Below are 4,436 nucleotides of genomic sequence, written 5' to 3'. Positions count from 1 at the left end.
CTGATGATATTTGAACGACATGCGAATCTGAAATATAAATTTGGAAATCGAAAATTCTGGGCAACCGGATATTACGTTAGTACGGTAGGGCTGAATGCGCAAACCATACAGAAATATATCCGGGAACAGGATAAGATGGATCAAATGGAAGATTCGTTATTCAGTAAAGAATACGAAGACCCTTTTAAGGGTAGCAAGTAGTCATACCACTGCGGCTTGAACAAAGTGAAAGCCAGCGTCATTTAGGCGCTGGCCTGTGTTGGGCCCTTATAGGGCTAAGCGAACCACCCCTTGAAGGGGTGGAAGCGATTATTTTTATAAACAAAAAGGGCCCGGAAACGCCTGTTAAGCGTCCGGGCCGGTTTTAATTTGTTACACCCTTCTTCAGTCAGTCATCGTCCAATTGACCTGATTGGTATGCAGGTAGTGTTCCGCTGTTTCAGATAAGGGTTTATCCAGGAAGTTTTTATACAACTCCTGAATATACGGGTTTTCATAGGAAACACGGAGTTTGGAGCGTTTGTCCAGATCTTTCAGATAATTGCCGCGTTCCCAGGCCAGTTCTTCGCCTTCATGTATGGGCTGTCCGCCACCGCCGCTGCAGCCACCGGGGCAGGCCATAACTTCTACGAAGTCATAGTGTACCGAACCGTTCTTAATAGCTTCGACCAAATCCCGGGCACAACCTAAGCCGCTTGTTACGGCAATGCGCACTGTTACGCCGGCAACCGTGAATTCCGTTTCACGCCAGCGATTCAGCCATTTCCACTGGATGAAATTATCTGGATTAGGCGGATTTTTACCAGTTAGCATGTAGTACGCATTACGGACTGCTGCTTCCATAACGCCACCGGTAGTGCCGAAGATTACGGCGCCGCCGGTTCCTTCGCCCAGAGGTTTATCGAAAGGCTCTGGTTTAAGCTTGGCAACGTCAACATTGGCAGCTTTTAACATACGGACCAGTTCCCGGGTCGTAATAACATAGTCGGTATCTTTGATGCCGGGCTCGCTGTTGACTTCCGGTACGTCAGCTTCGTATTTTTTGGCTACGCAGGGCATGACGGCCACACAGACGATTTTTTCCGGAGAAACATCAAGCAGTTTGGCATAATAGCTCTTAGCGATGGCACTGAACATGGACATAGGCGATTTGGAAGTGGACATATAATGAACCATTTCCGGGTATTCTTTCTTTAAGAACCGGATCCAGCCGGGGCAGCAGGAAGTGAACATAGGAGCGGGATACTTGCCTGCATGGGTCAGATGTTCAATTAATTCCGCACTTTCTTCCATAATAGTTAAGTCAGCGGAGAAGTTGGTGTCAAACACGTAATCAAAACCTAAATGCCGCAAGGCTGCCGCCAGTTTTTCCGGAGTAGCCATTTCTCTGGGCACATTAGCTTCTTCGGCCCAGGCGGTACGCACGGCGGGCGCCGGCTGTACGATGACGATTTTTTCCGGATCCGATATGGCGTTCCAGATTTTTTCCGTGTCATCCCGGGCGCTTAATGCGGCAACCGGGCAATGGGTGATGCATTGTCCACACAGGGTGCAGGTGTTCTGTACCATGCCGACGCGGGTGCGTTTGCCGGTATTCACTAAATCCCAGACGTGCATATTTTGCACTTGGTCGCAAACCTGGATGCAGCGCATGCATTTTACGCATTTTGTTTCATCGCGGTTCAGCGGGAAGTTATTATTCCACGCTTCCTGTTTGAGTTTTTTGGGATAGCTTTCAACATTTACCCCTAACTGCGCCGCAACCTTCTGTAGCTGGCAGTTGCCGTTGCGGGGGCAGGAAGGACAGTTACAGTTATGCTGCGATAAAATCAGTTCAACATTTAAGCGGCGGGCCATCCGGACTTTGGCAGAGCGGGTAGAAATTTCCATGCCTTCCTTAACTTTTGTGTTGCAGGAAGAAACCAGGCGCTGCTGGCCCTTTACTTCTACCAGGCATAAACGGCAGGCGCCGATTTCATTCAGCCCTTCCAGATAGCATAAAGTGGGAATAGAAAAACCATTTTCACGGGCTGCCTGCAGAATCGTAACATTGTCACGCGCCTGCAACTTCTTTCCATCTATAATAATATTTACCATGGTAAATTCCCTCCCTGCTTTAAGGCACCGAGGCCGAATTTATCGCAACGGAGGCAGCGGAGCGCTTCCTGTTTTGCTTCTGTTTCTGAAAGTCCCCGGCCTACGGTTTCGAAATCCTGTTTACGGATGCCGGCTTCCCTTTCTTTTATATTGCAGCGTCCGCAGGGTTTGCGGTCAATAAAGTGAGGCGCCGCAGCCTGGACGCCGAAGTCCAGCTTATGATTGAAACCAAGATATTGGTCAATGTTGATCGCTGCAACTTTACCCGCGGCAATCGATCGAATGAGAGTCGCAGGACCGGTCACGCAGTCACCGCCGGCAAAAATGCCGTTGCTGCCTGAAATTGAACCGTCTGCCATGGCATCGATAACACCTTTCCTGACAGGGATACCCTGCTGGTTGAAACGTTGCCATTCGATATCCTGGCCGATAGCGGAAACTATTAAATCACAGGCAAGTTCCAGCACCGGTTCCGGTGCGTCATAGGGTTTGGGACGTCCGCCTTCGATGGGGCCCGGGATTTGAGGACGAAGGGCTAACGCTTTTACGTGACCGTTTTCGTCTGTTACCACGTGATCCGGCGCATACAATTCCATCAGTTCGCAGCCTTCGGCAATGGCACCGTCGATTTCTTCATCTAAGGCAGGCATATCGGCCCGGCTGCGACGGTATGCGATGTAAACTTTCTCCGCGCCCAGTCGTACAGAAGTACGGGCAACGTCCATAGCAACATTGCCGCCGCCTACAATGACTACTTTCTTGCCGGTGAGGTCTGGCGGATTGCCGTATCCCACTTCACGTAATATATCAATAGCAGAAATAACGCCAGCACTTTCTTCTCCGGGAATACGCATTTTTTTTGCGTTATGTGCGCCAAAAGCCAGATATACAGCGTCGTATTCTTTTCGCAAATCTTCAACTGTAAAATCTTTACCGACAGAAATACCGAATTGCGTTTTGATGCCAGTAGAGAGGATATGGTTAATGTCCGCATCCAAATATTCACGCGGCAGACGGTAAGCCGGGATTCCATACCTGATCATGCCGCCCAGCTTATCCAGGCGTTCCATAACGGTGACCTGGTGTCCCATCAGCTGCAGGTAGTAAGCTGCAGTCAGGCCGCCGGGGCCGCCGCCTACAACGGCTATTTTTTTGCCCGTATCCGGCAGGCGTTTCGGAGCGGGAACCTCTCCGATATGTTCCGCTGCGTAGCGTTTTAAGCCGCAGATATTGATAGCTTCATCTATCATATTACGGCGGCAGTTTCCTTCACAGGGATGTTCGCAGACAAAGCCGCAGGAAGCGGGGAACGGATTATCTTTTCTGATTAAACGGATTGCGTCTTCGTTACGCCCGTCAGCGATTAAGGAAAGATATCCGGGAATATCAACGTGGGCCGGACAGGCTACACGGCAGGGCACAGGCTGATTCTGGTGCATCAGACAGGCATGATGCTGAACGTGTTCCTGATATTCGTCTGCAAAAGCAGCCAGACTGTTTAATACGATTTCCGCAGCGCCATAGCCGATGGCGCAGTCCGCGGAAAGGAAAATGCTTTCGGCAGTCTTACGCAATATTTCCAGATCTTCCGGAGAAGCTTCGTAATCCAGGATTTTTTCCAGCAAATCTCCCAGGGGGCCCAGGCCGATACGGCAGGGAACACATTTGCCGCAGCTCTGGGTATGACACATACGCACAAAGGAGAGGGTGATGTCAATAGGACAAACACCGCCGGGACTGGCTTCGAGGCGACCTTCCATGGTCTGGTACATTGCGTCGAGAATTTTTTGGGACTTCTCGGGAATGTCCAGTGTAATTTTGCTCATGATGATTACCTTCCTCTGTAATATAAGCAGTATGTTGTAGTGCTTTCTGCTTTCAATGTAGTATATCATATTTTTTAAAATTAACAAAATATAATACACGCTATCCGTTCGTAATACAGGTGATAATATGAACGCTCACAAAATTATTTAAAAAAATGTAAAGTTTTTTACAAAAAGGTGTTGACAAAGGGAAAAAGAAGTGCTATTATAACCAAGTCGTCAATCGACGGCGGAACCTTGAGAACTGAATAACGAACCAGATGAATGTGCGGGTCAGCCCCTTCGGGGACAGACCTGAAAAGTCAAAGAAATTCTGAACAACAAGAAGAGCCGAATCGGCTTTCTATAAAGTATTATGGAGAGTTTGATCCTGGCTCAGGACGAACGCTGGCGGCGTGCCTAACACATGCAAGTCGAACGGGGATTTTGTTTCGGCAGAATCCTAGTGGCGAACGGGTGAGTAACGCGTAGGCAACCTGCCCCCCGGATTGGGACAACACCCCGAAAGGGGTG

General features: G+C 49.3%; 3 protein-coding genes and 1 rRNA gene. 2 read left to right on the top strand and 2 right to left on the bottom strand.

Annotated elements, in window-relative coordinates; all coding sequences use genetic code 11:
- A partial coding sequence (locus tag BM159_RS11755; protein ID WP_177206049.1) for a transposase occupies positions 1–201 on the top strand: 201 nt, incomplete at its 5' end.
- Between the two features lie 183 nt (positions 202–384).
- On the opposite strand, the gene BM159_RS11750 is transcribed toward BM159_RS11755, so the two are convergent.
- Together BM159_RS11750 and BM159_RS11745 are read right to left on the bottom strand one after the other, a co-directional pair.
- Complete coding sequence (locus BM159_RS11750) at positions 385–2,097, bottom strand: [FeFe] hydrogenase, group A (protein ID WP_093914396.1); 1,713 nt, start codon at positions 2,095–2,097, stop codon at positions 385–387.
- Positions 2,091–3,923 (bottom strand): NAD(P)-binding protein, encoded by a 1,833-nt coding sequence (locus tag BM159_RS11745; RefSeq protein ID WP_093914395.1) that lies wholly within the window; start codon positions 3,921–3,923, stop codon positions 2,091–2,093. The genes BM159_RS11750 and BM159_RS11745 overlap by 7 nt, the downstream gene beginning before the upstream one ends.
- Before the next feature lie 352 nt (positions 3,924–4,275).
- Here BM159_RS11745 and BM159_RS11740 point away from each other — a divergent pair.
- A 16S ribosomal RNA gene (locus BM159_RS11740) occupies positions 4,276–4,436 on the top strand; the annotation flags it as partial.

This window comes from Succiniclasticum ruminis DSM 9236, from assembly GCF_900112895.1.
Taxonomy (GTDB): Bacteria; Bacillota; Negativicutes; order Acidaminococcales; family Acidaminococcaceae; genus Succiniclasticum; species Succiniclasticum ruminis.
Note: the sequence above shows the minus strand (reverse complement) of the source record. Positions and strands in the feature narration are given on the sequence as shown.

Excerpts from the sequence above, each read along its gene's own strand:
- BM159_RS11745 (WP_093914395.1), bottom strand. The coding sequence starts at position 3,923 with ATGAGCAAAATTACACTGGACATTCCCGAGAAGTCCCAAAAAATTCTC.
- BM159_RS11750 (WP_093914396.1), bottom strand. The coding sequence starts at position 2,097 with ATGGTAAATATTATTATAGATGGAAAGAAGTTGCAGGCGCGTGACAAT.